The following is a 25755-nucleotide window of genomic DNA, read 5'->3' as shown; positions in this document are numbered from 1 at the left end:
CAATACATGAAAGCTGCAAACATTGCAATGATCGCTATTCCGCTGGTGGCTCTGCTAGCCTGCAGTAGCAGGAAACATACGTCGGATGCATACGGCAACTTTGAGGCAGTGGAAACAGTAGTGGGGGCTGAAAGCACCGGCAAGCTGCTCGTATTCGGCGTGGAAGAAGGCATGACGCTGCCTGCTGACACGGTAGTGGGCTGGATAGACTCTACACAGCTACACCTCAAAAGAACGCAGTTACAGGCTAACATCCGGGCGGTGCTCAGCAAAACGCCCGACACACAACCTCAGCTTCAGGTGATCAGCGAACAGATAGCACGACAAAAAGTAGAGCAACGACGTATCACCAATCTGTTGAATGCACATGCTGCTACACCCAAGCAACTCGATGATATCAATGCACAAATCGCGGTACTTGAAAAGCAATACCGCTCCCTGGCTTCCTCCCTTCAGACGCAGGTAAGCGGTATCCACAGCGAAACGCAGCCATTGCAGGCGCAGGTGGCACAGGTGGCAGACCAGCTTACACAATCGCGTGTAGTCAACCCCGTTAATGGCACCGTACTGGTGAAGTATGTTGAGAAAGGAGAGATCATCACCTATGGAAAGGCACTCTACAAAATAGCAGACCTGTCTGACCTGATTCTGCGTGCCTACATCAGCGAAGAGCAGCTGGGACAGGTAAAAACCGGACAACAGGTTACCGTGCTGACTGACCAGCCCGAAGGCAAATACCGCGAGTGGCCTGGTATCATTACCTGGATTGCGGCCGAAGCGGAATTTACCCCCAAGATCATACAGACGAAAGAAGAAAGAGTCAACCTGGTATACGCGGTAAAAGTAAAAGTGAAAAACGATGGTAGCCTGAAAATCGGCATGCCAGCTGAATTGTTGTTCGCTAAAAAGTAAGTTATGGAACATCCCATCATTGTGGAAGGAGTCTCAAAACATTTCGGAGCGCAGAAAGCCTTACAGGATATTTCCTTTGAAGTGAAGCCTGCCGAGCTTTTTGGGCTGATCGGCCCCGATGGCGCGGGTAAGTCAACATTATTCCGTATCCTCACTACCTTGTTACTAGCGGATAAAGGCCGCGCCGTTGTTGCCGGTATGGATGTAGTTAAACAATACAAGGCCATACGCCGGCACGTAGGCTATATGCCCGGCAGGTTTTCTCTATACCAGGATCTCAGTGTGGAAGAGAACCTTCATTTTTTTGCCACCATCTTCAACACGACCATTACTGCCAACTACGATCTGATAAAAGATATTTACGAACAGATCCAGCCATTTAAAGACAGGCCTGCGGGGAAGTTGTCGGGGGGCATGAAGCAGAAGCTGGCGTTATGTTGTGCGCTGGTACACAAACCGGTGGTGTTATTCCTTGATGAGCCTACTACCGGTGTAGATCCTGTTTCACGCAAGGAGTTCTGGGAAATGCTGAAAGGACTCCGGGAGAAAGGTATACCGGTACTGGTATCCACCCCCTACATGGATGAAGCGGTACTGTGCGATCGTGTAGCGTTGATACAGGATGGCAGCATCCTGGAAATTGATACGCCGCAGCACATCATCAATCGCTTCCGGCAACCTATCTGGGCGGCAGCAGCAGATAATATGTTCCGGCTGCTCACAAGTATCAGGGCTTTCCCACAGACTGCCAGCTGCTACGCTTTCGGCGACAGTCTCCATGTAACTTTGCAACACGGCGAAGCTGATCTGCCATCCCTCAAGGCATACCTTGACGGACAACAGCAGCCATATACGATAAAGCCGATCACCGCCAGTATTGAAGACTGCTTCATGGCATTAAGTGCATAATCATATGAATCCGATCATCACCAGATCACTCACTAAGAAGTTCGGCAGTTTCATTGCCACAAATGCCATCACTTTTGAAGTGATGCCGGGAGAGATCTTCGGTTTCCTCGGCGCCAACGGCGCTGGCAAAACCACCGCGATGCGTATGTTGTGCGGCTTGCTGAAACCATCCGGTGGTGAGGCTTTTGTGGCTGGGTATGATGTGTATACGCAGACAGAGAAGGTGAAGAAGAACATCGGTTATATGAGCCAGCGTTTTTCTTTGTATGAAGATCTTACCGTAAAAGAGAATATCCGGTTTTACGGAGGGATCTATGGCCTGCGCAGCGGACAGATAAAGGAGAAGACGTCAAAGCTCCTGCAGCAGCTGCAAATGGAGAAAGAGGGCGATCAGCTGGTGAGCAGTCTGCCGCTGGGATGGAAGCAGAAGCTGGCTTTTTCCGTGGCCGTACTACACGATCCTTCCATCGTATTCCTGGATGAGCCTACCGGCGGTGTGGATCCGGTTACGCGCCGCCAGTTCTGGGATATGATTTATGCTGCAGCCGACAGGGGCGTTACGGTATTCGTAACTACCCACTACATGGATGAAGCGGAGTACTGTAACCGGGTCTCAATCATGGTCGATGGCAGGATAGAAGCGCTGGATACACCGGCCGCACTGAAAACAATGTATCATACCTCTACTATGGATGGCGTGTTCTTACAATTAGCAAGAGGAAAATAAAAGAATCATCATGCGTCAGTTTTTTGTTTTTGTACGCAAGGAGTTTTATCACATCTTCCGCGACAGGCGTACCCTGCTCATTCTCTTTGGAATGCCGGTAGTACAGATCATCCTGTTCGGCTTCGCGATCACAAATGAGATCAAAGGAGCCAGGATAGCAGTGCTGGACCAGTCGCGCGATTACTACAGCACACGGCTCACCGGCAGGCTTACCGCGTCGGGGTATTTCGCCGTTGACCAATACCTGCAAAACAACCATGAGCTGGAAGCCGCTTTCAGAGCAGGCCAGATCAAGATGGCAATTGTAATTCCTGGAAATTTCGGAGAGAATTTTTTTCACCACAGAAGCGCACCGGTACAGTTGCTGGCTGATGCAGGTGATCCCAATACTGCTACCACGTTGCTTAACTATGCTACGGCTATTATCGGCAACTATCAGCAGGAGCTGAACGATCAGATGAAACTTCCACTGCGTATAAATGCTACTGTTACAATGCTGTACAACCCTGCGCAGAAAAGCGTGTTTATGTTTGTACCTGGTGTAATGACACTGATATTGCTGCTCGTGTCTGCAATGATGACATCCATAACCATCACGAGAGAAAAGGAACTCGGTACCATGGAGATATTATTGGTATCGCCCCTGCCGCCATTCATGATCATATTTGGAAAGGTGATGCCGTATATCCTGCTGGCGTTCATCAATGCGCTGGTGATTCTCGCCATGGGAACGGGTATCTTCGGCATGCCTGTAAAAGGGAGTCTGGTGCTGCTGCTGGCAGAATGTGTACTGTTTGTCTTGACGGCATTATCACTCGGCATCCTGATCTCTACCGTCACAAGTACGCAGCAAACTGCCATGATGGCCTCTATGATGGGACTGATGATGCCTACAGTACTGTTGTCCGGCTTCATCTTCCCGGTGGAAAGTATGCCACGGCCGCTGGCACTGCTGACGAATATCATGCCGGCAAAATGGTTTATTATCATCCTGAAGGATATTATGCTGAAAGGCGCCGGACTGAAAGACGTATGGCTGCCAACACTGGTGCTGGCTGGTATGACACTGTTCTTTCTAGGGATAAGTATCAGAAACTTTAAAATCCGTTTAAGCTGATGCGTACTATCTTGTTTTTATTACAGAAAGAGTTTCTGCAGATCTTCCGTAGCAGGGCCATGCTACGTATTATCCTCATTGTGCCGGTGGTGCAGCTGTTGCTGTTGTCTTATGCAGCCAACTACGAAATAAAAAATATAGCTATTGACGTTATAGACCAGGATTTATCGCCATGGTCACGGCAGCTGGTGAACAAACTGACAGCCTCAGGTTACTTCCGGCTGCACCGGCAGACATTCAACACAAAGGACGCGTGGAACGATATAGCGACGGACCGGGCGGATCTCATATTGGTTATACCTCCGCATTTTGAACGCGATCTGGTGAAAGATGACGAAGCACAACTGCAATTACTGGTGAATGCTATCAACGGTAGCAAGGCCGGTATAGCATATGGTTATGCCGCCAGCATTATCCGTGATTTCAACCAACAGGTACGCCTCTCCTGGCTTGCGCTGGATAAACGCAACGGTCCGCCGGTAATACCCATTACGTATTCCAACTGGTATAACGAAAGACTGGACTATAAAGTGTTCATGGTACCGGGAATACTGGTAGTACTAGTGACGATGATCGGGGCCTTTTTATCAGGGATGAATATTGTAAAAGAGAAGGAGATCGGCACCATCGAGCAGCTAAATGTAACGCCTATACGCAAGTATCAGTTTATTCTTGGCAAGCTGATACCTTTCTGGGTAGTGGCCATATTTGAGCTGGCTTTCGGGCTGCTGATAGGTACGCTTGTGTTCCGGTTACCCATTGTCGGCAATATTGCGCTGGTATTTCTTTTTGCTGCAGTGTACCTGTGGGTGATGCTGGGTATGGGACTGCTGATCTCTACATTTACGGATACGCAACAGCAGGCGATGTTCATTGCCTGGTTCTTTGTCATCATCTTTATGTTGATGAGCGGGCTGTTTACCCCAGTGGAAAGCATGCCCCACTGGGCACAGGTGATCACCTGGTTCAATCCTATTGCCTACTTCGTGAAGGTAATACGTATGGTGATGCTAAAAGGCAGCGGCTGGGAGCATATCCGCACTTATCTCTACATTATGCTGGCCTTTGCATTGGTGATGAACAGCATTGCTATATTAAACTACCGCAAACGTGCCTAAAGCATTTTGCGCACAAGTTTACCCAGTGTTTTGAGGGCATCGTCTACTTGTTTGCTCCAGGGCGTGCCGTAACTGATACGCAGGCAGTTATTGTAACGGTTCTGCAATGAGAAGATACGTCCGGGACAGAAACTGATCCTGTTTTTCAGCGCTTGCTGGAATAACTCGAAGGTATTGATCTGCGGATCGAGTTCTATCCATAATACACAGCCTCCCTGGGGTCTTGAGATACAGGTACTTTCAGGGAAATATTCTGATATAGCCTGGGAGTACAGCAGGCATTGAGTATGTAACATTTTGCGCAGATTGCGCAGATGAAATTCGTAACGGCCTATTTCCAGGAAATGTCCTACTGCAGCATGCGGCAGCGAAGCGCAGGCAATGGAGTGATTCTGTTTCATAAGCAGCACCTTCTCCTTGTATTTGCCGGGAATGGTCCAGCCTACACGGTATCCCGGCGCCAGTGATTTGGAGAAGGAGTTGCATAGCAGCACATGTCCTGTTTTATCGAACGATTTACAGGTGGCAGGTCGTTCTCTGCCAAAGTACAGATCTCCGTAAATATCATCTTCAATCAGGGCAATATCATACTTCTCCACCATCTTCACGAGTGCTTGCTTGTTTTTATCCGGCATGCAGCTGCCCAGCGGGTTATTGAAGTTGGTAACAAACAGGCATGCTTTGATCTTGTGTTTGGGAATGGCCTTGTCGAGATAATCGAGGTCTACACCATAGATAGGATGAGTGGGCACTTCCAGTACTTTAAGCCCCAGACTTTCCGCCAGCTGTAAAGCACCATAGTACGAGGGGCTTTCCAGCGCAATGGTATCCCCTGGCTGTGTGGTGGCCGATAAGCAGAGGGTGAGCGCATCCATGCAGCCGCTGGTAGTGATGATATCATCTGCGGTCACTGCAGTGCCCCAGCTGAGTGACATGCGTGCAATCTGCCTGCGCAGCAGTTCATTACCCTGCAGCGGTTCATAGCCGATGCCATTGGCTGGTAGCTCACGCATGGCGTGTATCACCGCCTTAGCCATTTTGGCGGCCGGCATGACGCTGGTAGGTGGCGTGGCCACAGAAAATTTCAGAATACTCTCATTGCTCATGTGATGGAACACTTCCATCACCATATCACTCACCGTTACATCGCTGGCTTTCTTCACCGGGCGGCAGGTGCCGGGAATAGGCGCCATGCGTCGCATATTACGGCTGATATAATAACCTGATTTGGGTCTTGACTCGATCAGCCCTTTCCCTTCCAGGTGATAATAGGCCTGGAATGCTGTGGTGAGGCTGATGCCATGTTGTTTGCTCAACACGCGTACTGACGGTAGTTTTTCACCCGTCTTCATCACTTCTTTTTCTATCAGCTGTTCTATATTGTCGGCAACCTGCAGGTAAAGGTGATCAGCAGTCTTTAACATGGACGTATTTTTAGAAAGGATTATCTGATATGGTCAAAGGTAAGAAAATAAAAACTGTTATAGGTGTAATGAAAATCAGCTTTTTGCCAATTTGCCCAACATCTGCAGTGCCCAGTCCTGGTCTTCATTCCAGGGATTGGCATAAGAAAGACGCAGGCAGTTACCGTATTTGTGCTGACTGGAAAAGAGGCCCCCGGGTGTAAAGCTTATTTGTTTTTCCAGTGCTCTCCTGTACAGTTCCCAGGTATCCATTTTTCCTGGTAGCTCCACCCAAATACTGATACCACCGTCAGGGCGGGTGAGGCGGGTACCTGCCGGGAAATACTCTTTTACCGCCTGTATCAGCTGCATGCGTTGTGTGGAGAGTTGTTGCCGCAACAAGCGTAAATGCAGATCGGGCCGTTGATTGTCGAGATATTTGTTGATGACCAGTTGTGTCAGCAGGCTGGTGCCAACAGACGACAAGAACTTCAGTTCGTTTAGCCGTTCACGATACCTGTGGCTGATGATCCAGCCCACGCGCAGGCCCGGCGCTATGAATTTGGAAAAAGAAGAACAATACAATACAAGGTCAGCCCGGTCGAAGCTCTTGATGGTACTGGGTCTGTCGGGGGAGAAATAGAGCTCTCCGTAGACATCATCTTCAATCAGCGGTACCTGGTATTTTTCAATGAGTCTGGCAAGTTCCTTTTTATGTTGACCAGGCATACAGCTGCCCAGCGGGTTGTTGTAATTGGGAACGAAAAGACAGGCTGTTACTTTTTTCCTGCGGAAAGCATCTTCCAGTTTTTCAAGGCTGATGCCGGTAACCGGATCAGTGGGTATTTCCAGGGCTTTCATGCCGAGGTTTTCGATGGCCTGCAATAAACCGAAGAAAGTAGGTGACTCTATCGCAATCGTATCGCCGGCTTTGGCGACGGCACGTAGACAAAGTGCGGCGGCCTCCATGGCGCCGTTAGTGATCAGGATGTCGTCAGGAGATACGGTGCCGCGCCAGTTGAGTGACAGCCGCGCAATGTGCCTGCGTAGCGGTTCATGGCCAGCGAGATCACTGTAAGGGATATATGAAGTTTTTCCTTCCAGTGCAGCCTGTCGCAATGCTTTATTGATCCTGCCCACGGGAAGTAGTGATGGATGTGGCGCCGGGCCTATGAGAGAAATGATGCCGGCGCGCTGGCTATGCTGCATCATGGCTGCGACTTTTTCACTGATCTTTACGTGCGAAGGAGACGCAGCCGGTGTGCTGACAGTTGGTAGTTCCGGCAATAACCGGTGAGAGAAACGCACAAAGTAACCCGATTTCTCTTTGGCCTCCACCCAGCCTTTGCGTTCGAGATGCAGGTATACCTGCAAAGCAGTGCTGATACTGACGTTGTGTTCACGATGCAGGCTCCGCAGCGACGGCAGTTTCTCGCCTATCGCATAAACGCCGCTGCTGATCATAGATTCAATGCGTTGCGCCAGCTGGAGGTATAAAAAATCGTCTTCGTCGGGCATCTCCTCAAAAGAAATCTGTTATGGTCAAAATTACGAAAATCTGTATCTGTTTTGGTACCACTTTTTGTTCTTATTTTGTATTATTATAAATATCAACAAAAACTAAAATTATGAAAGAGAGAATGGATATGTCCGTAGCGTTTCCGGAAGGCTTCAATGCAGTACTGAGCGTGGAAAACGCACTCCGGAAAAGCGGTATCGATAAAACATTATATGAGCTTGTCAAGATACGCGCCTCGCAGATCAACGGCTGCTCTTACTGTCTTAATATGCATACCCGCGATGCACGCACCGGAGGTGAAACAACACAGCGCATTGACAACGTGGCGGCATGGCGGGAAGCCCCCTTCTATACTGAGCGGGAGCGTGCTGCCCTGGCGCTTACCGAATCTGTAACCCTGCTGGCTTCCACGCATGTGCCTGATGATGTGTACGACGCTGCCGCAGCAGTATTTACGGAGAAAGAACTGGCTGTTGTGATCATGGCTATTACAGTGATCAACGCCTGGAACAGGATATGCGTTACTACCCGCAAATTACCGGATTGATCAATATTACCAGTGACAATCAGTAAGGCAGCAAAATAGCAAGAATCGGTACCTGCAGTTGCTGCCTTTATTTTACTTTTGCTATTATGAGGCAAAAGATAAAGATACCGGTGAATGATTCTGTCAACTTTTCGTTTGAAGAATGCCTTCATTTCCTGAACAGGTCAGACAAAGAATGTCTTCACTATATCACAGACGGAAAGCTGCGGAGGATGCTGCTTGCAGGCGGAGAGCCTGTAATTGTGGAAATTGCCCCCGGCGATATGCCTGCATACCTCGAAGCCACCGTCCTGGCGCCTTCCGGCGAAGTGTTTCCTGAAGCAGATATTATACGTTTTATTACACATTGGTTGCATCTCGATGCCAGTCTGCAACCCTTTTATGATTACACACTCACCGATCCGGTGCTCAACGGTATTGCGTCCGAATACCATGGCCTGCGTCTTGTGGGTATGCCGGATCTCTTTGAAGCACTCACCTGGCCTATCATCGGACAGCAGATAAATCTGTCGTTTGCCTACACACTTCGCCAGCGGTTTATTCAGCATTTCGGTTTTCATATAAGTACGGACGGAACGGATTATTATCTGTACCCACAACCTGAAGTAATTGCTGCACTTACGACTGAGCAACTCACACCGATGCAGTTCTCGCGTAGCAAGGCACTTTATCTCATTGAAATGGCGAAAGCCATGGCAGAAGGGCGTATGAGCGCTGAATTGCTTGCCGCGTTGTCATATGAAGAGGCCCGCGCAAAACTTGTGAGCATGAAAGGCATTGGCAACTGGTCTGCTAATTACGCGCTCATGAAATACAGCCGGTTCCCGCAGGCGCTACCACTGGAAGATGTAGGATTGCACAACGCAATCAGATACAGATTGGGATTACCCGCAAAACCTGACCCGGCTGCGTTGCAGGAGTATACAAAATCGTGGAAGGAACATGCTGCCTACGCCACTTTTTATTTGTGGAGATCACTGTTATCTCCCACTAACAATTAACCATATCACAATGGAACAAGAGCGCCCACATGTCAGGATGGACTCACCGGTAGGACCGCTGGTGATAAGTGGTACCGGAGAATTTATCCAGTCTGTTTCTTTTACTGACGAACCCCGGGCGGACCTGCTATTACCGGAAAGCGTCAATCCACCTGCGTTGCTGAAGGAATGTGTAAAGCAGTTGCAGGAATATTTTGATGGTACCCGCAAAGTATTTGATATTCCCATCAGTCAGCCCGGTACTGATTTTCAGCAGACCGTGTGGAAACAACTAACTACTATCCCTTACGGACAAACGATTTCCTATCTGCAGCTTGCACATCGCATCCGCAATCCTAAAAGCATACGGGCGGTAGGTACTACCAACGGTAAAAACAGACTGGCTATCATTGTACCCTGTCACCGCGTGATAGGTAGTGATGGCTCGCTCACTGGCTATGCCGGGGGCCTGTGGAGGAAAAAGTGGTTGCTGGATCATGAGACAACTGATCTCTTTAAGCAATAATGCAAATCTTCACACATCAGCTTAATCACACTAATCAAGAAATCATACTCCAATCTGATCTGGTCAAAAAACTCAAAACTGGATCTGTTTTTGCATTAATAATTATCCCAATTTTGTCCTCGGAAACTACCTACATCTTCTAAATCATCCGCATATCATGAGGCTCCAGGAAGACCTAAAGCATACAGATCAGTTATTACAACAGGCCAAGGAATATAGTAGCCGGTTTTTATCAGAAATAGATACACGGGCCGCAGATAAGGTATTGGGGGAGCCCGGAAGAAGCGGCATCCCGCAGGACGGACTGGGAGGGGCCGCCGCCCTGGAACTGTTCGATAAACAATATGGTGATAGCCTTACAGCAGCTGTAGGTCCCCGCTATTGGGGGTTTGTAACAGGCGGTGTAACGCCTGCCGCGCTGATGGGCGACTGGATTGCGTCCACCACAGATCTCAATGCATCAGATAAAAGCTCAGCCGCCTTTTATATAGAAACGGAAACCATTGCTTTACTGAAAGAACTGTTCGGGTTACCAGAAGCATTTCTTGGTTGCTTTACTACAGGAGCTACCATGGCGAATTTTGTAGGGCTGTCGCTAGGCCGCCAGTGGCTGGGACACCAGCGTGGTATTGATATTGGTCGTGACGGCATGGCCGGTATACAGGACCTTAAAGTAGTTTCATGCGTGCCTCATTCCAGTGTAACGAAGTCGATGTCGATGCTGGGGCTGGGCCGCAATAATGTGATTAGGCTCCCGGCGTTACCGGATCGTGAGAGTGTTGATATGGATGCCTTCAAGGCTTATCTTGAAACGCATAAAGGTGAGCCTTTCATCTTTGTGGCAAGCGCGGGAACTGTGAACACCGTTGACTTTGACGATATCGCCGCCATTGCAGCGCTGAAGAAAGAGTATAATTTCTGGCTGCATGTGGATGCAGCATTCGGTGGATTCGCAGCATGTAGTGAAGAGCACAAACATCTGTTAAATGGATGGGAACTGGCAGACAGCATCACCATTGATGCACACAAATGGCTGAATGTACCTTACGACGCTGCAATGATCTTCTCACGCCATCCGAAGTTACAGGTGGAAGTGTTTCAGAATGCAGGCGCTGCTTATCTGGGCGATCCGGCAGCGAATTTTAATTTCATTAATTACATCCCTGAGAACTCCCGCCGTCAGCGGGCTTTGCCAGCATGGTTCTCCCTTATGGCATACGGTAGAAATGGTTACCGCGACATTGTGGAAAATGATGTGAGGCTGGCCCGTCAACTGGGTGATCTGCTGGCAGCAGATAAGCAGTTCAGGCTGTTATCGCCTGTACGGCTGTGTGTCGTGTGCTTTACACTGAACGTGCCTGCGGGTGTACAGGAAGAAATGGTGGATCAATACCTCAATAAATTGAATGCTACCGGCGTAGTTTGTATGACACGCACGGTGTATGCCGGTCAGCCGGCCATCAGAGCGGCTCTGGTGAACTGGAGGACTACTGCCAACGACATTACACTGGCATATCAGACAATGAAGGAAGTAGCAGCAACAATGCTGAACCAATATTCATATGCGTAAATCAAATACGAATGCTTATATCGCACTAGCTATAGTAAGTATTTTCTGGGGCACCACCTACCTGGCGTCAAGAATTGGTGTCCGACATATTCATGGGGTGATGCTGGCAGGGCTTAGACAAACCACCGCCGGCTTCCTGATCACAGGATTTTTCTTTCTCAAAGGCTATAAATTACCCGAGAAGATTGTACTGTCAAAGCTCTTTGTAATGGGACTGCTCATGCTCTGTGGCAGCAACGGCCTGATGACATGGGCCATGCAATACATTCCCAGCGGACTGGGAGCTATCATCTCCGCCACAGTTCCTATCTGGATCACGATCTTCAGTTACTTCCTTGTGAAGCGCACGAGGCTCAGTTATCAGCTGATCATCGGTATGTTGCTGGGATTTGCAGGTGTTGCGGGTATCTTCTACAATTATTTATCCAGCCTGATGAACCCTGATTTTCGTTTCGGTATTATGCTGTCGATCTTCGCGTGTATCTTCTGGGCGCTGGGATCTGTGCTCACCGCCAAATGGGCACTGGGAGTGAACTATCTCTTCGGAGCAGGATTCCAAATGCTTTTCAGTGGCATCGTAATGTTGCTGGTGGGCACGCTGGTACTGGGACAGCAACTCAACGCAGATAGTTTCACGGCAGAACTGTGGGAAAGCCTGTTGTACCTGGTACTTGTCGGTTCCGTACTTTCTTATTCGGCTTATGTGTTTACATTAAACAATCTGCCGCCATCGCTGGCCGCTGTATATGCCTATATCAACCCGATAGTGGCTGTGCTCCTGGGGTGGATACTGCTGCATGAGAGCCTGAATTGGCTGATGGGCTTTTGTTCTCTCGTTACAGTCGGCGGTGTATATCTCGTAAATAACGCATTCAATAAAAATAAAAAGATCAGCAGTTAGGATATAGGATTGGGTTTCAGTAACAGGAATTAATCAACAGCTTGCACATAAATCAACAGCTTTGTCAAACATTCAACAGCAGAGCCTTTTCACAACTGACACCTGAGTCCTATATCCCGATTACTGTAATAGTAAAGTTTTAAGGTAGAAGTTAAGAGTTCAGATGCTCACCCGGTTTTCACCGACGGAGCATCTTTTTTTATGTAGTTATGTGGTTATGTGGTTATGTGGTTATGTTGCTATTTATGCATGTGACGAAGATCTTTAAAAAGATTTATTACGATCAGACAACAATTATCGATCTTCGTATTGATATATGCTGCATTCATAAATAACAAAATACCTAAATAACCAAATAACAAAATAGTATGGAAATTATCAGGGCTACAGAGCTGCATACGAATGAAGTTGCGGTATTGTTTGATGCCTACCGCAGCTACTATGATCAGGCGCCGGATTACAAAGGAGCGCTCGCATTTATCACTGAAAGGATCACACAACAGGATAGTATTATTTTTGTTGCACTGAAGGGGGAGGAGATTATCGGCTTCACGCAGCTGTATCCCATCTTCACTTCACTGGGCATGAAGCGTGGCTGGTTGCTCAATGATTTGTATGTGCTGGAAGAATACCGCAATCTTGGCGCTGGCACCGCATTGCTGGACGCTGCCAAAGAACATGGCACAAAAACCGGCGCGGCCTGGCTGATGTTGCAGACCTATATTGCCAACACCAGCGCACAGCGCCTGTATGAGGCAAATGGATTTAAAAAGGATACTAACTCCTTTTACTATTACCAATCACTTTAGTAACCCGGATTTCTTTTTATTTGCAGGATGGATACAGCAGCAAAAAATCCCTGGACAATACATTCCAGCGAAATACGATATGATAACAACTGGATAAGGGTGACACACCATGAAGGCCTGAATCCCGCAGGTGGGCCAGGTATTTATGGCGTGGTGCACTTTAAAAATACAGCAGTTGGCGTAGTACCGCTGGATGATGAAATGAATATCTATCTGGTGGGGCAGTTCCGCTTTCCCTTGAATAAGTTCAGCTGGGAAATACCAGAGGGTGGCGGCCCGCTGGGCGAAGAGCCGCTGGACACCGCCAGGCGCGAGCTGCTGGAGGAAACGGGGCTTGAAGCTGCGCAGTGGCAGGTAATCACACGCATGGACCTCTCCAATTCCGTGAGTGATGAAATAGGTGTGGTATACCTGGCCAGAGGACTGGAACAGCGCACCGCCGCGCCGGAAGACACTGAACAGTTGTCTGTCAGAAAAGTGCCGTTCAGTGAGGCATATGAGATGGTGAAAAGGTTTGAAATTACGGATTCGCTTTCTGTTGCCGCTATCCAGAAAATAAGGCTGATGATACTGGAAGGAGAGCTGGTTTAAGATAAAAACCGTTTCTTTGCAGCAAATGGACAGAAAATTTAATTCTTTCAAGGGGGACAGAGACAAGAGAGGCGGTGGCCCAAAAAGGTATGCTGCACCGCGGCCCAAGCAATCATCGTTGATAATTGGCCGTCAGCCTGTTATGGAGGCGCTTAACAGCGGTAAGTCGATAGAGCGTATTTATATGCTCCGCACCGCTACCGGGGATATTATCCCGCAAATCAGGGAACTGGCTGCTGCCGGTAATATTCCCATCAACACGGTACCGGTGGAAAAGCTCAATGGGCTCACACAGGCTAATCACCAGGGCGTAGTAGCCATTGCCGGCAATGTTACTTATCTCGATCTGCAAGACGTAATATCGCATGTAACAGAACAGGGCGAAACACCACTGTTTCTTATATTGGATGGCATCACGGATGTGCGTAACATTGGCGCCATCGCACGGAGCGCAGTATGCTGCGGAGCGCAGGCCATCATCATCCCCGATAAAGGCGTTGCTGCGCTGAATGAGGAAGCTATGAAATCCTCTGCCGGCGCACTGGAGAAGATAGCCGTATGCAGAGTCAATAGCCTTCTCAAAGCAATTGATACGCTTCATCTCAACGGCATCAAAGTGATGACGAGTGAAATGGAGACAGATGTCAAATTATACGAATGCGATCTGAAAGAGCCGGTAGCAGTGATCATGGGGGCTGAGGATAATGGCGTGTACCCGGCACTGCGTAAGGCGTCCGATACGCTCTTCCGTATACCTATGGCCGGTAACTTCGAATCATTCAACGTGTCCGTTGCCGCCGGTATTATTTTGTATGAAGCATTGAAACAACGTACCATTGTGTAACTGCTAACAAAGGATATTATGCTCAAACTGGTAGAATGCCCCCGCGATGCGATGCAGGGATGGCACAGGATGATCAGCACAGATGAAAAAGTGGAATACCTCAATACATTGCTGAAGGTAGGTTTCGATACGCTCGATTTCGGCAGCTTTGTATCGCCGAAAGCCATCCCGCAGATGGCCGATACAAAAGAGGTGCTGCCCCGCCTTGATCTCTCCGGCGCTACCAGCAAACTGCTGGCTATCGTCGCTAATGTACGTGGCGCTGAAGAAGCCATCGTTTATGATGAGATCAGTTATCTGGGTTTCCCTTTTTCTATATCCGAAACATTCCAGTTACGCAATACCAATAAAACCATCGCAGAGTCGCTGGAGCAGGTTCATACCATGCAGGAGCTATGTATCAAGAACAACAAAGAGCTGGTGGTGTATATCTCCATGGGATTTGGTAATCCCTATAATGATCCGTACAGCCCGGAGATCGTATTGCAATGGGTGGATGAAATGGTGAAGATGGAGATCAACACCATTTCCCTGGCTGATACAGTTGGGGTGGCCAATCCGCAAAATATCTCCGCATTGTTCAAGCATCTTGTACCGGCTTATCCCAATGTGGAAATAGGGGCGCATTTTCATTCTGCGCCATCCAACTGGGAAGAAAAAGTACAGTCCGCCTGGGAGAATGGCTGCAAGCGCTTCGATAGTGCTATCAAAGGCATCGGCGGCTGTCCGATGGCGAAAGATGAACTGGTCGGCAACCTGGCGACAGAGAACATGATTGCATTCTGCCACAGCCACCAGGAACTGCTGACTCTCAATATGCCCGCACTGCAACAGGCGCAGCTGCTGGCCGACAGGATCTTCTACTGAAAGCAGAACAACTAACACCTAAACATACATTCATGCATTTCCATTTAGGCTTCCAGGCGCCGCCGCTGGAGCAGACTATCAGGTACAGCGACAAGCTGTTGCTGATGGGATCTTGCTTCGCTGAGGAAATAGGAGGGAAGCTCGGGGAACATTATTTCGATACCGTTATCAATCCGCATGGTATCCTGTTCAACCCGCTGAGCATCACCCATGCCCTCACCACCTACCTGGAAGGAAAGCAGTATACCACAGCTGACCTCTTTCAGCATAACGATACCTGGAATAGCTGGGACCACCACAGCCGTTTTTCAGCGCTTAGTCCGGAAACAGCACTGGATACTATTAACACGGCACAGCGAAACGCCGCCGCAACGCTTGCGGACGCAGACTGGCTGATAATCACGCTGGGTTCTGCGAATGTATATGTGCTGAAGGAAAACAACCGCATCGTAGGCAACTGCCATAAAGTGCCGTCAGCTGCCTTTTATAAGCGCACGCTGACAACTGAAGAAGTGGTCACTGCGCTGGACAATATGATGCACCGGCTGTTTTTCCACAACCGGAAAATTAATATACTCTTTACCGTTAGTCCCGTACGTTATATCCGTGATGGTCTGGTGGAGAACAATCTCAGCAAGGCAATCCTTTTACAGTCTGTTCATCATCTTGTAAAAAAATTTGACCGCCTCTTTTACTTCCCGGCATACGAGCTGGTGATAGATGATTTACGCGACTACCGTTTTTATAAAGACGATCTGGTACATCCCAATGCAACTGCCATCAACTATGTATGGGAGCAGGTGGTAAAAGCGTGTCTGTCTTCGGGTAGCAGGGAACTGCTACATACCATTGCAGAGATTAACAGGGCGGCGCAACACCGCCCGTTCAATCCGCAGAGCAGCGAGCATCAGCAGTTTCTGCGTACCCACGCGCAGAAAGTGAAGCAGGTGATGACTGCACATCCCCAACTCAGACTGGATGCTCTGCTGCAATACTTTGAGCAACTATAATGTCGTCTGCTCCTTTTTTTCTTTGATGCCCAACATACCTACGGCAAAGCATATAAGCGCAATAGCGATAGGATAGATCAGCCCTGCCAGGTGATTTTTGGTGGAAGTAACCAATATCGTGGAGATTGTGGGCAGCAGTCCGCCGAAGACGCCATTACCAATGTGATAAGGCAGCGACATAGACGTGTAGCGGATGCGGGTAGGAAACAGTTCCACCAGGAAAGCCGCTATAGGTGCATATACCATCGTTACGAACAGTACCTGTACCAGTACCAGCAATATCAGCACAATCATATTGTTGCGGCTTACCGTCAGCTCTTTTTTGTCGGCTGTTTCCCGAAGAATGCTGCCGTCAGTATAGCTATGTATACGGGTGGTTTGCTGCACGCTTTCACCGGTACTGTTTTTATGCAGGTCGCTTTCAATTTTGAACAGGTCTGTTTGCTCGCTTTTCAGCTTCACATCGCCGATCACGTCCATAGCGCGATAGATGGGATAGTAGGTGAGCGCGGCAATGAGCATACCGGTCATCATGATCTTTTTGCGGCCGATGCGGTCAGATAGCGAGCCGAAATAAATGAAAAACGGCGTACCGATCAGCAGCGCTACCGCAATGATAATATTTGACTGCACAAATTCAATGTTCATCGTCTTCTGTAGAAACGACAATGCATAGAACTGACCGGTATACCATACTACACCCTGCCCCATCGCAGCCCCGAAAAGCGCCAGCAGCACAAGCCGCAGGTTCTCTTTATTACCAAAACTTTCCTTGATGGGATTCTTTGATGTCTTACCTTCCTGCTTCATCTGTACAAATAAGGGAGACTCCTGCAACCGTATGCGGATATAATACGACATAATCACGAGAAATATGGACAACAGGAAAGGGATACGCCATCCGTAGCTGTTGAAATTTTCGGTGCTCATCACGGTACGTGTAATCAGGATCACCGCCAATGACACAAAGAGGCCGAGCGTAGCCGTGGTTTGTATAAAGCTGGTATAGTAACCGCGGCGATGGTCAGGCGAATGTTCTGCTACATAGGTTGCAGCTCCGCCGTATTCACCACCCAGAGCCAGGCCCTGCAAAAGGCGCAGCAGCAGTACAATCATGGGAGCTAGTACACCGATGGTATGATAACTGGGAATAAGCCCGATCGCAAATGTGGAGCCCCCCATGATCAGCAAGGTAAGCAGGAAGGTATATTTGCGGCCAACCATATCTCCCAGCCGTCCGAATACAATGGCGCCGAAGGGACGTACAATGAAGCCTACCGCGAAAGTAGCCAGCGTGGCGATATATGCCAGCTCCGGATTGCTGGGAGGAAAGAATTTCTCTGAAATGATTGCAGATAAACTACCGAAGATGTAGAAGTCGTACCATTCTATGAGTGTACCGGCAGATGAGGCAAGGATTACCTGCCAGATGTTTTTCACAGCATTGGAGTTTTGCATGACGGACTTTAGATTAATAATAATTTGGTTTGATGATTATCCTGATTATGATTTTTATGATTGCGACGAACTGAAAAGCCAGAACCTGGGAAAATAAAATGCGCGGATCATCCTGTTGCTTTTAACATCAGGAAAATCGCACAAATTGAAAACCGCAGTTCAGACAATGTTGCTTATCAGGGGAATCTCACGAATCAATGAATCACAGTCGGGGGTTCCTATATAATAGCCGAAAAGATAGTGAATAAATTTTAGGAAAGAAATTTTTTTGAAGGATAAACTAAAATCCGGATAATCGCACCGATCGTAGAAATCATAGTAATTACAGTCAGGAAATCACAGTATCTTTAGTAAAGGGCATAATTTATAGCAATGAATCGGCGACAGTTATTTTATCAGGGCAGGTTTTTAGGTTTGTTGGTGGTGGGTGTTTTCATCTTTTCTGCGGCGCTGGCGCAGCATAGGCCAAAGATTGGTCTTACGCTCAGCGGGGGAGGAGCCAGAGGGCTGGCGCATATCGGTATCCTGCAGGCGATTGACAGTGCAGGGCTGAAGGTAGATTATCTTACCGGCACCAGTATGGGCAGTATTGTGGGAGGACTATATGCAATGGGCTATTCCGGCGATACAATTGAAACGCTGGCCCGCAGACTCGACTGGAACAGTCTTTTCTCCAATCAGCCTGATCTTACCGATATCTCCCATGAAGAAAAGAATGAGTACAACAAATACATCATTGAGATACCGTTTGAATACGGTAAGCCAAAGCTGGCGTCCGGTGTTATTTCCGGCGAAGCGTTGTGGCTGGAGCTGGCCCGCCTGGGATGGCCGGTAAAGGATATCAAGAGGTTTTCTGATTTCAAAATACCTTTTAAATGCATTGCCACCGATGTGGCTACCGGCGAGATCGTGACATTGGACAGTGGCGAAGTCGTGACGAGTATGCGGGCCAGTATGGCCATCCCTTCTATTTTTACAGCCGTGAAGATCGGAGATCGTAAGCTGGTCGACGGCGGTGTCGTACGTAACTTTCCTGTAGTTACTGCCAAGGAAATGGGCGCCGATATTGTAATCGGCTCCAACGTGAGCGGAGGTTTACGTAAAGCGGACCAATTGCAAACGCCCTTTGATATCCTCTACCAGCTTGGTTTTTACAAGGATGCTGAAGATTTTAAGGAAGCCCGCCGTCAATGTGATATTTATGTCTCGATCAACAAATACCTCGAAAATTATTCCGCCGCCAGCTTCGGCAGCGTAGACTCTATTCTGGAAGCGGGAAAGCGGAGAGGAAGAGAGATGTACCCGGTATTCAAGCACCTCGCTGACTCCCTTAATGCGCTGTATCCTCCCGACAAGCCCTTTGTGGCCAACAGGCTGCCTTTTGCCGCAGATATAGAACTAAGTAGCATACATGTAAGTGGTCTCGTACATTCCGATCCGAAGTTTTTCCTGCAACGTCTTCATCTCAAGCCGGGAGAGTGCTATAGCCCGGAGCAGATGAGAAACGCTATCCGCAAGGTTTTCGGAACGCGCTTCTATAAACTGATCACCTATAATCTTATCCCTGAAGGATATGGCAAGAGCCGCATGGATATTACCGCAGAAGAGAACCCTTTGACTTATGCCAAATTCGCTATCAACTACAATACTTTCACTGGCGCCAGCGCTATACTCAACCTGACACAGCGTAACTTTATCGTTCCCAATTCCCGTTCATTCGTGTCTGTTGCCATCAGCGAAAACCCGCGCCTGCAGGCCGAGTACTTTAAGTACCTGGGACGCAGCCGTGACTTCGGCTTTGGCCTCAGCACCTATTACGAAAACAATGGCCTCACCTATTATGATGAGAACTTTAAAATGTTGCAACCATACCGCACCAAGTATTTCAACGTGAATATGAACCTGCAGTACAGCTTCGGCAGAGACATGGCGATCGGCGCAGGCACACGATGGGAATATATCAAGTACAAACCGCAGTATTCACCGCTGGCGGAAGTCAGAGGCAGTACCAACCAACTGAATACCTATGTGTACTATGGTGTAAATTCCCTGGACCGCAAACTGTATCCTACACGTGGTCTGTGGTTGCAGGTGGAAGGCGGGCTTGTTTATAACCAGCATCCGGGTATTTCAGTTAGCCAGGGTAACCAGCCCATCGATTTCGATAGCGCCGGTATCCGCTTCAACAATTATCAGCGACTGGTGTTCAGTTCAAAGTATTACATTCCCTTTAGCTCCAAGTCTGCTCTGGAGCTGGATGGTAACGTAAGCTGGAATATGAATTATAATGAGTCTGTTGTGAACAGCTTTATTGTTGGCGGGATGAACTACATGGCGCATAACCAGGTTCCCCTTATAGGATTATATGAAGGCGAAGTAGTTACGCCCCGTATCGGTGCGGTGCAGGTGGCATGGCAGTATGAAGTGATCCGGAATGTATTTGCAATACCCCGTGCAGGCGGTGCGATTTATGACTCAGGCGTCTTCACAAATAAAAAGAAGTACGCATACCTTACTGGCTATGGACTGGGAGCAGGCTACAGCAGCCGTCTCGGACCTGTAGAAGCTACCATGATGTACAATGATCAGTCAGGAAAACTGAAATTCTATGTGAATATGGGGTTCACTTTCTGACTATGATTAATAATGATTCTTGTGATGCTGATGATGAACGGATGTTGAAGATATATGCGAAGGGCCCATTTAGAATCGTCCTAAATGAGCCCTTTCATTTTTACGAATTTTTGTCTGTATAATCTCCTCATAGGTCTACGCCCATCAGAAGAATCAAAATAATCAACACTAATCACAGTCTTATAGTTAATGCATTCTGTCTCCTCTTACTTCAATATTCAGTAATATCTCTGCTTCTGTTTTTAGCCATTCCTGCCAGCGGCTTTTTACTTTTTCTTCTGGGAAATATTCATTCGCGAGGTCTATGAAGAGGCGGTAATGGCCGGCTTCAGAGACCATGAAGCGGCGGTAGAATTCGCGTAGATATTCATCTTCGAGCCCTTCGCTGAGCAGGCGGAAGCGTTCGCAGCTGCGGGCTTCGATGAGTGCGAAGATCAGAAGGGCGTCAAGGAAAGCATCTTCTTTGCTGCCGCCTTTGACGCGGTTTTCCAGGAGTGCATTTACATAATCATCTTTACGTTGTCTGCCCAGTTTGAGTCCACGTTTCTTCAATTCGGCGAGTACCTGCCGGAAGTGCCCCCATTCTTCTGTAACGATGGGCGCCAGTTCCTGTACCAGCCTTTCTTTTTCAGGATTGCGTTGTATCAGGGAAATCGCGGACGATGCCGCTTTTTGTTCACAATAAGCATGGTCGGTAAGAATGTCCTGCAATGATATGGCCGCAAGGTTTACCCAGCGGGGATCAGTAGGAAGCTTCAATCCGAGTATCGACAACTTAGACATAAATTATAATAATAGCTACGTTGCTATCAGGTTTTAGCAGTTAGTTTTGTGCGAAGATAGAACTGAATCGATTAATATTGTTAAAAGCTATTTTATGGACGAGGGTTTTTTATTGCAGCTGTTGGCCCAACGCCGGGAGCAACATGCATTCCGGGAGCTGCGGTTGCAGGGAACATTGGTAGATTTCTGCTCCAATGATTACCTGGGGCTGGCGCGCAGTGCGGCTATGCAGGAAGCGGTACATGCCTTGTTGCAGGAGAGACCGGTGATCCACGGTAGTACAGGGTCCCGGTTGCTGGCAGGTAATTATGAGTGGATCAACGATGTGGAAAAAGACCTTGCCACATTTCACCATGCTGATACCGGCCTGATCTATAATTCCGGCTATGATGCTAATCTGGGGCTGTTCTCCTGTGTGCCGCAGAAAGGGGATACTGTTATTTACGATCAATTGATACATGCTTCTATCCGTGATGGGATGCGGTTGTCGAGGGCAACTACTTTTTCATTTCAGCACAATGATCTTGCAGACCTGGAAAAGAAATTGCAACATGCTACCGGCAATCGTTTTGTAGCTGTGGAGTCTGTTTATTCTATGGACGGAGACATGGCGCCACTGACAGCCATTACTGCTATTTGCCGGCAATATGAAGCGCACCTGGTAGTAGACGAGGCGCATGCCACCGGCGTGACGGGGTTAAGAGGAGAAGGGCTCGTGCAGCAACTGGGACTGGAGCAGCAATGCTTTGCACGTGTACATACTTTCGGGAAGGCCGTTGGTTGCCATGGTGCAGTGGTACTGGGCTCCGCAACACTGAGAGATTACCTGATCAATTTCTCCCGTGCATTTATTTACACCACCGCATTGCCGCCTACCGCTATAGCGGCCATCGCAGCCAGCTATAGCCTGTTTCCTTACATGAAGGAGGCGAGGACGCAGCTGGCAGCGCTGATACGCCAGTTCAGGGAAGGGATGCACGGCATGGAAATGCTGCCCAGTGAAACACCCATACAGGTGGTGCTCACGCGCGGCAATGAACATACCCGAACGGTAGCGCATAATCTGCAGGAAGCTGGCCTTGATGTGAGAGCTATCCTTCATCCTACAGTACCCAAAGGGCAGGAGCGGCTGCGTATCGTGATCCATAGCTTTAATACACCGGAGGAGGTGGCACAGCTGATAAAAGTGTTGAAAGGATAAATTGTTTTGAGATAAAAATGATGTATTTTACATATACATCATACAATCACATTATCCGACCCGAATATGAGAATTATCCCCGCTGTTATTACTGCTGCTATTACTCTTTCGCTGACATATGCTTTTAATACGAAGCTGGGGAAAGTACCGCCGCTGGGAAAGTTGTTAAGTCCGCAGACAGGTTTCTGGCAGAATGCTGAACCAATAGGAGATCATCCGCAGGATCACCTGGTGCTGACTGGCCTGAGCGGTAAAGTAGAAGTATGGTATGATGATCGTGCGGTCCCGCATATTTTTGCTGAAAATGATGCCGATGCATATTATGTACAGGGGTATATCACAGCACGCGACCGTCTTTGGCAGATGGAGTTGCAAACAATGGCCTCAGCGGGCCGCTTGTCGGAGATCCTCGGGCCAGACCTTATTAACTATGACCGTAAGCAACGCAGGCTGGGAATGGTGTATGGTGCAGAGCAGACAGTGAAGATGATGGAAGCTGATCCCGTGAGTAAAAATGCAGTGGAGTCTTATACAAAAGGCGTTAATGCATTTATCGCTACACTTACACCTGGCACACTACCTGTGGAATACAAGCTGCTGGACTATCAGCCGGAACCATGGAACGTTCTTAAGTCCGGCTTGCTACTCAAATATATGGCCAGCGACCTTGCCGGCTTCTGTAACGATCTCGAATATACGAATGCACGCCGTTTATTCTCACCCAAGGACTTTGATCTGATGTATCCTGATTTCCAGGACACGCTGGATCCTATTATTCCCAAAGGCAGCTCTTTTGCTGCCGCCTCTGCGAAAGCAGTGGCTCCGCCAGACAGCCTGCTGATGATGGATGAGGCCTACATGAAATTTAAAACAGATAAGCCCGATCCCGATAACGGCAGTAATAACTGGGCCGTAGCCGGCAGTAAAACAAGATCCGGTGCGCCTATCCTTTGCAGTGATCCGCATCTGGGACTCAACCTGCCATCCATCTGGTATGAGGTACAGATACATACACCGGATATGAACGTTTACGGTGCATCTTTGCCCGGTTCTCCCGGTGTAATCATCGGCTTCAATGATCATGTTGCCTGGGGTGTGACGAATGGAGAAGAAGATGTGAAAGACTTCTATCGCATGCAGTTCCGCAATGGCAAAAAGGAATATGCTTTTAACAACGGCTATCGTGAAGCTACATTGCGCGTCGAAGACATCAAAGTGAAAGGTGGCGCCACTATTCATGATACGGTTGCCTATACTGTCTGGGGACCGGTGATTTACGATAATACTTTCCCGGAAAAGATAAGCGGGCAGAACTTCCTGGCCATGCGTTGGAAAGCCCTGGACGCTTCCAATGAAATAATCACGTTCTTAAAGCTGAATAAAGCTCATAACTATGATGATTATCTCGCAGCACTGAAGAACTATACCTGTCCCGCACAGAACTTCGTGTTCGCCTCCAAAGATGGCGACATTGCCATCTGGCACAATGGCCAGTTCCCGCTGAAATGGCGTGATCAGGGCAAATGGATCATGCCGGGGAATGACAGCACCTACGCCTGGCAGGGATATATTCCACATGATGAACTGCCGCATATCAAGAATCCTGCGAGAGGTTTCGTAAGCTCCGCCAATCAACGTCCTGCAGATAACACATACCCTTATCCACTTTATGGAACGTTTGATCTCTATCGTGGTGAGCGCATCAACAGACGTCTTACTGAAATGAGCCAGATCACACCACAGGATATGCAGGCATTACAGAATGATAACAAAAACCTCTTTGCTGCCGATGCATTGCCGCTGCTGAGAAAACATATTGACTCCTCTTCACTGACACCTGAACAGAAATCTTTCTGGGAGATGCTTTCGCGGTGGGACTGCATAAGCTCAGCAGACAGTAAAGCAGCAAGCATCTTCAATATTGTCTGGAAAAACCTGGAAGATACCATATGGCGTGATGAGCTCATTCCCCACGACAGTACCGTCATGGCCTGGCCGCAATCGACCACCACGCTGCTGATGCTGTTGCGTGATTCATCTGTACATTTCATCGACAATATCAACACGCCTCAGAAAGAGACGCTGACACAGATGGTACACGGTGCTTTTGTGAAGAGTACGAAGATGTTGTCTGAGCTGAACAAAGAAGGAAAGCTGGAGCTGGGAAAATGGCGTGGTACCACTATTCGCCATTTATCGAGAGCCTTACCAGCATTCGGTGCGAATAACCTGAACACAGGTGGTGGCCAGCACATAGTAAATGCCACGAAGCAAATGCATGGACCGTCATGGAGGATGATAGTGCAGCTCAGTGATAAGACAGAAGCATATGGTATTTATCCCGGCGGACAGAGTGGTAATCCGGGAAGCCCTTTTTACGACAATGCCGTCAATGATTGGGCAACTGGCAAGTATTATCAATTACATATCTTTGATCAGAATGATAAGGACGATCCTGTAATCCGCTACAGGATGGTGTTTACAGGAAAATGATAAATTTTTCTCTGGAAAATTTGGCAGGAAATGAATATTTCCTATCTTTGCACTCCCTTACAGAAAGGGAATGATTCCGTAGCTCAGTTGGTAGAGCAATACACTTTTAATGTATGGGCCCTGGGTTCGAGTCCCAGCGGGATCACCACCAAGAGTAAAAATAGAAACTCTTAAGTAATTAAAGCCTTGTAGAATCAATATCTACAAGGCTTTTCTGTTTTTAGCGGTAAAGTTTTGTATATAGAAGTAAAGATAGGAAAGTGAGCATCGCGGTTAGCATTTAAATCACTATATTGTGCTAACCACTACTGGCCTGAAGTGCTTATCTGTATTGTGTTTGACTAATGTTAAGTGATGTCAGGATAAGTGAAGTTTGAAACAAAATTAGTTAACTTAAAACAGGTGTTTTATGAGGAAAGGTCATTTAAGTTTTTCTATTTTACTCTGGCTGAACAGAAGCCGCCGCAAAAACAACAAACCCGCCATCTATCTCCGTCTGACTGTTGGCAACAAACGCACGGAACTATCCACCTACCAGTATGTAAGCCCTGAATCTTGGAACGCAGAAGGGCAGTGCGTAAAAGGAAACTCCGAAGAAGTAAAAGCCATCAACCGCCGGTTGATCACCCTGAAATCTGATCTACAGAAACATTACAGCTTATTGGTAACAAGCGGAAAGCCTGTAACAGCCCAGGCGTTGAAAAATTCCTTCTTAGGCATTGTTGAGCATAAGCGGACATTATGCGAAGCAATAGACTTTCATAACCGCCGATTTGATGAGAAGGTAAAGGCAAAAACCAAATCAGCCAGGACCCACAAACGTTTTGAAATTACCA

23 protein-coding genes and 1 tRNA gene are annotated in these 25755 nt (G+C 48.1%); 20 read left to right on the top strand and 4 right to left on the bottom strand.

Going from position 1 to position 25755, the window contains the following annotated elements:
* Window positions 1-6: 6 nt before the first annotated feature.
* The 5 genes from VM802_RS12155 to VM802_RS12135 are packed head-to-tail and all read left to right on the top strand — an operon-like array spanning window position 7 to window position 4783.
* Complete coding sequence (locus VM802_RS12155) at window positions 7-912, top strand: HlyD family secretion protein (protein WP_325530758.1); 906 nt, start codon at window positions 7-9, stop codon at window positions 910-912.
* 3 nt (window positions 913-915) lie between these two features.
* Entirely contained in the window at window positions 916-1821 is a 906-nt protein-coding gene (locus VM802_RS12150) for an ABC transporter ATP-binding protein (protein WP_325530756.1), read from the top strand.
* A gap of 4 nt (window positions 1822-1825) precedes the next feature.
* The gene (locus VM802_RS12145) at window positions 1826-2548 is read left to right on the top strand and encodes an ABC transporter ATP-binding protein (protein WP_325530754.1); all 723 of its coding nucleotides are present in this window, start codon (window positions 1826-1828) and stop codon (window positions 2546-2548) included.
* Window positions 2549-2558: 10 nt separating this feature from the next.
* Window positions 2559-3665: an ABC transporter permease gene (locus tag VM802_RS12140; RefSeq protein WP_325530752.1), complete on the top strand. Its 1107-nt coding sequence runs from the start codon at window positions 2559-2561 to the stop codon at window positions 3663-3665.
* Window positions 3665-4783 (top strand): ABC transporter permease, encoded by a 1119-nt coding sequence (locus VM802_RS12135; RefSeq protein WP_325530750.1) that lies wholly within the window; start codon window positions 3665-3667, stop codon window positions 4781-4783. The genes VM802_RS12140 and VM802_RS12135 overlap by 1 nt, the downstream gene beginning before the upstream one ends.
* On the opposite strand, the gene VM802_RS12130 is transcribed toward VM802_RS12135, so the two are convergent.
* Both VM802_RS12130 and VM802_RS12125 read right to left on the bottom strand, forming a co-directional pair.
* Window positions 4780-6207, bottom strand: coding sequence for an aminotransferase-like domain-containing protein (locus tag VM802_RS12130; RefSeq protein ID WP_325530748.1), 1428 nt, complete (start codon window positions 6205-6207; stop codon window positions 4780-4782). The two genes, VM802_RS12135 and VM802_RS12130, sit on opposite strands and share 4 nt — an antisense overlap.
* A 75-nt stretch (window positions 6208-6282) precedes the next feature.
* On the bottom strand, window positions 6283-7704 hold the full coding sequence (locus VM802_RS12125; protein ID WP_325530746.1) for an aminotransferase-like domain-containing protein: 1422 nt from the start codon (window positions 7702-7704) through the stop codon (window positions 6283-6285).
* Window positions 7705-7814: 110 nt separating this feature from the next.
* Here VM802_RS12125 and VM802_RS12120 point away from each other — a divergent pair, with 110 nt between their 5' ends.
* The 10 genes from VM802_RS12120 (at window position 7815) to VM802_RS12075 (ending at window position 16350) form a co-directional block, all read left to right on the top strand.
* Window positions 7815-8252: a carboxymuconolactone decarboxylase family protein gene (locus VM802_RS12120; protein WP_325530743.1), complete on the top strand. Its 438-nt coding sequence runs from the start codon at window positions 7815-7817 to the stop codon at window positions 8250-8252.
* 86 nt (window positions 8253-8338) lie between these two features.
* Window positions 8339-9253: a DNA-3-methyladenine glycosylase family protein gene (locus tag VM802_RS12115; protein ID WP_325530741.1), complete on the top strand. Its 915-nt coding sequence runs from the start codon at window positions 8339-8341 to the stop codon at window positions 9251-9253.
* Window positions 9254-9263: 10 nt separating this feature from the next.
* Window positions 9264-9758 carry a methylated-DNA--[protein]-cysteine S-methyltransferase gene (locus VM802_RS12110; RefSeq protein WP_325530739.1) on the top strand — a complete coding sequence of 165 codons (495 nt, stop codon included), beginning with the start codon at window positions 9264-9266 and terminating at the stop codon, window positions 9756-9758.
* Between the two features lie 157 nt (window positions 9759-9915).
* Window positions 9916-11328: a pyridoxal phosphate-dependent decarboxylase family protein gene (locus tag VM802_RS12105; RefSeq protein WP_325530737.1), complete on the top strand. Its 1413-nt coding sequence runs from the start codon at window positions 9916-9918 to the stop codon at window positions 11326-11328.
* Window positions 11321-12229 carry an EamA family transporter gene (locus VM802_RS12100; protein ID WP_325530735.1) on the top strand — a complete coding sequence of 303 codons (909 nt, stop codon included), beginning with the start codon at window positions 11321-11323 and terminating at the stop codon, window positions 12227-12229. The genes VM802_RS12105 and VM802_RS12100 overlap by 8 nt, the downstream gene beginning before the upstream one ends.
* Before the next feature lie 368 nt (window positions 12230-12597).
* Entirely contained in the window at window positions 12598-13038 is a 441-nt protein-coding gene (locus VM802_RS12095) for a GNAT family N-acetyltransferase (protein ID WP_325530733.1), read from the top strand.
* Window positions 13039-13065: 27 nt separating this feature from the next.
* Window positions 13066-13629: an NUDIX domain-containing protein gene (locus tag VM802_RS12090; protein ID WP_325530731.1), complete on the top strand. Its 564-nt coding sequence runs from the start codon at window positions 13066-13068 to the stop codon at window positions 13627-13629.
* A 25-nt stretch (window positions 13630-13654) separates the two neighbouring features.
* Window positions 13655-14473 carry a 23S rRNA (guanosine(2251)-2'-O)-methyltransferase RlmB gene (rlmB, locus tag VM802_RS12085; protein WP_325530729.1) on the top strand — a complete coding sequence of 273 codons (819 nt, stop codon included), beginning with the start codon at window positions 13655-13657 and terminating at the stop codon, window positions 14471-14473.
* Between the two features lie 18 nt (window positions 14474-14491).
* Window positions 14492-15340, top strand: a complete 849-nt coding sequence (locus VM802_RS12080; RefSeq protein WP_325530727.1) for a hydroxymethylglutaryl-CoA lyase — start codon at window positions 14492-14494, stop codon at window positions 15338-15340.
* A 32-nt stretch (window positions 15341-15372) separates the two neighbouring features.
* Window positions 15373-16350 (top strand): GSCFA domain-containing protein, encoded by a 978-nt coding sequence (locus VM802_RS12075; protein WP_325530725.1) that lies wholly within the window; start codon window positions 15373-15375, stop codon window positions 16348-16350.
* Here VM802_RS12075 and VM802_RS12070 read toward each other — a convergent pair.
* A complete protein-coding gene (locus VM802_RS12070; RefSeq protein WP_325530723.1) occupies window positions 16345-17808 on the bottom strand; it encodes an MFS transporter in 1464 nt (487 codons plus the stop codon). The two genes, VM802_RS12075 and VM802_RS12070, sit on opposite strands and share 6 nt — an antisense overlap.
* A gap of 372 nt (window positions 17809-18180) precedes the next feature.
* Between VM802_RS12070 and VM802_RS12065 the strand changes: the two genes are divergently transcribed.
* Window positions 18181-20442 carry a patatin-like phospholipase family protein gene (locus VM802_RS12065; protein ID WP_325530721.1) on the top strand — a complete coding sequence of 754 codons (2262 nt, stop codon included), beginning with the start codon at window positions 18181-18183 and terminating at the stop codon, window positions 20440-20442.
* 186 nt (window positions 20443-20628) lie between these two features.
* Here the strand turns inward: VM802_RS12065 and VM802_RS12060 are convergent, their stop codons facing one another.
* Window positions 20629-21225, bottom strand: coding sequence for a MiaE family protein (locus tag VM802_RS12060; RefSeq protein WP_325530719.1), 597 nt, complete (start codon window positions 21223-21225; stop codon window positions 20629-20631).
* A gap of 94 nt (window positions 21226-21319) precedes the next feature.
* Between VM802_RS12060 and VM802_RS12055 the strand changes: the two genes are divergently transcribed.
* The 4 genes from VM802_RS12055 to VM802_RS12040 all read left to right on the top strand — a co-directional run.
* Complete coding sequence (locus VM802_RS12055) at window positions 21320-22426, top strand: 8-amino-7-oxononanoate synthase (protein ID WP_325530717.1); 1107 nt, start codon at window positions 21320-21322, stop codon at window positions 22424-22426.
* 66 nt (window positions 22427-22492) lie between these two features.
* On the top strand, window positions 22493-24919 hold the full coding sequence (locus tag VM802_RS12050; RefSeq protein WP_325530715.1) for a penicillin acylase family protein: 2427 nt from the start codon (window positions 22493-22495) through the stop codon (window positions 24917-24919).
* 72 nt (window positions 24920-24991) lie between these two features.
* Window positions 24992-25067 (top strand) — tRNA-Lys (locus VM802_RS12045).
* Window positions 25068-25328: 261 nt separating this feature from the next.
* A partial coding sequence (locus VM802_RS12040; protein ID WP_325530713.1) for an Arm DNA-binding domain-containing protein occupies window positions 25329-25755 on the top strand: 427 nt, incomplete at its 3' end.

The sequence above is a fragment of the Chitinophaga sp. genome (assembly GCF_035538455.1).
GTDB lineage: Bacteria > Bacteroidota > Bacteroidia > Chitinophagales > Chitinophagaceae > Chitinophaga.
This window is presented reverse-complemented; position numbering and strand designations above follow the sequence as displayed.